This window comes from Pseudomonas sp. EGD-AK9 (assembly GCF_000465935.2).
Taxonomy (GTDB): Bacteria; Pseudomonadota; Gammaproteobacteria; order Pseudomonadales; family Pseudomonadaceae; genus Aquipseudomonas.
Window position 1 is genome coordinate 1 of the sequence record NZ_AVOF01000458.1, and the last position, 2,052, is coordinate 2,052.

At 67.3% G+C, this 2,052-nt stretch carries 3 protein-coding genes; 2 read left to right on the forward strand and 1 reads right to left on the reverse strand.

The features are described from left to right. Both earP and efp read left to right on the forward strand, forming a co-directional pair. Positions 1–651: elongation factor P maturation arginine rhamnosyltransferase EarP (gene earP / locus N878_RS18530; RefSeq protein ID WP_021445074.1), on the forward strand; the 651-nt coding region annotated here is incomplete at its 5' end. Between the two features lie 34 nt (positions 652–685). Next, positions 686–1,261, forward strand: a complete 576-nt coding sequence (gene efp, locus N878_RS18535) for an elongation factor P (RefSeq protein WP_031303472.1) — start codon at positions 686–688, stop codon at positions 1,259–1,261. A 120-nt stretch (positions 1,262–1,381) separates the two neighbouring features. Here efp and N878_RS18540 read toward each other — a convergent pair. Then, a partial coding sequence (locus N878_RS18540) for a substrate binding domain-containing protein (RefSeq protein WP_021445076.1) occupies positions 1,382–2,052 on the reverse strand: 671 nt, incomplete at its 5' end.

The window sequence follows — 2,052 nt, forward strand, 5'->3', positions numbered from 1 at the left end:
GATGCGGCGGCGCAGCAGGTCTTTCTGCAGCGCCTCGGCGTGACGCGCCAGGCCGGCGCGCGGCTGATCTCGCTGTTCGCCTACGAGAACCCGGGGCTGGCGGACTGGCTGCAGGCGCTGGCGGACGAGCGCCAGGCCAGTCAGCTGCTGGTGCCGCAGGGCAAGATCCTCGGCGACATGCAGGCCTGGCTCGGCGAGGACGGGCTGGCCCCCGGCGACCGTCGGCAGCGCGGCAGCCTGCAGATCCAGGTGCTGCCGTTCATGGCGCAGGACGACTACGACCGCTTGCTCTGGTGCTGCGACCTCAATGCGGTGCGCGGCGAGGATTCCTTCGTCCGCGCGCAGTGGGCCGGGCGACCGCTGCTCTGGCACATCTATCAGCAGGAGGAGGGCGCCCACTGGGACAAGCTGGAAGCTTTTCTGGCGCTGTACGGCGCCGAACTGTCGCCCGCGGCGGCCGCAGCCCTGGGCGAATTGTGCCGCGCTTGGAACGCCGGCAAGGGCATGGGCGAGGCCTGGGACAGGCTGTTGCCGGTCTGGCCGGAGCTGGCGGCGCACGCCGAGCGCTGGTGCGTTGAGCAGGCCGCTCGGCCGGACCTTGCCACGGCGCTGGAACAGTTTTACCGAAATTGGCTATCATACGCGGCCTAGATTTCTGTACCTCCCGCATATTTCGGATATTCGTATGAAAACCGCACAAGAAATGAAGCCCAACAGCGTGGCCCTGATCGACGGCCAGCCGTGGCTGATCCAGAAGGCCGAGTTCACCAAGTCCGGCCGTAACAGCGCCATCGTCAAGATGAAGCTGAAGAACCTGCTCAACGGCTCCAAGACCGAGACCGTGTACAAGGCCGACGACAAGATGGAGCCGGTGATCCTCGAGCGCAAGGAAGTGACCCTGTCCTATATCAGCGGTGAGGACTACGTGTTCATGGATCCTGAGTACAACTCCTACGAACTGCGCGCCGAAGACCTGGAAAGCGTCCTGCCGTTCATCGAAGAAGGCATGACCGACGTCTGCGAAGCCGTGTTCTTCGAAGGCAAGGTGATCTCCGTCGACCTGCCGACCACCATCGTGCGTCAGGTGGTCTACACCGAGAACGCTGCCCGTGGCGACACCTCCGGCAAGGTGATGAAGCCGGCCAAGCTGCGCAACGGCACCGAGATCAAGGTCGCCGAGTTCGTCGGCATCGACGACTGGATCGAGATCGACACCCGTGACGGTTCCTACAAGGGCCGCACCCAGGCGCCGCAAGCCTAAGCCTGCGCGTCAGACAAAACCCGGCCTTGGCGCCGGGTTTTTTGTGCCCGGGATTCGGGCTCTGCCGGCGGCAAGGCTCCGGCTTTGTCGCGGCTAACGCCCCTCCCATGGTTTCCCGTGCTATTGCTGCGGCGTCGCCAGGCCGGCCTGCAGGGCCTGGTCCCAGGGCGGCGGGAAGCCGAAGCGCTGCTTGAGAAAGCTCAGCAGCAGGCGCGTGCGCGGGCTGGCTTCGCGCTCCAGGCGCAGGGCGTAGATGCTCACCGGCTCTGCCGGCGGCAGGCCGGCCTCGCAGAACAGCGGCAGCAGTTCGCCGCGCTGCAGGTGCTCGCTGCTCAGCCAGGTCGGCAGGTGGGCGATGCCCAGGCCGGCGAGGGCGCTGAACAGCAGGGTTTCGGCGTTGTTGGTGGTCAGGCGCAGGCGTTTGGGCTTGCACAGCTGCAGCTTGCCGTCCGCCTCGAAGCGCCAGGCGTAGGGCGGCGCCAGGCTGTCCCAGTCGAGGCCGTCGTGCTGCTCCAGCTCCAACGGGCTGCGCGGAATGCCGCGGCGGCGCAGGTAGTCCGGGCTGGCGCAGAGGATGCGGGTCATCGAGGCCAGCGGCGTGGCGACCAGGCGACTGTCCGGCAGCGGGCCGATGCGCACGACTATGTCCACTTCGCCGAGGTGTTCGCCGTGCAGGTCGGTGAAGCTGTCGATCAGGCGCAGCTGCACGTCCAGCCCGGGGTTGGCGCCGAGAAACTCGGCGATGGCCGGGGCCAGGTGGCGGCGGCCGAAGGGCGAGGGCGCGTCGATGC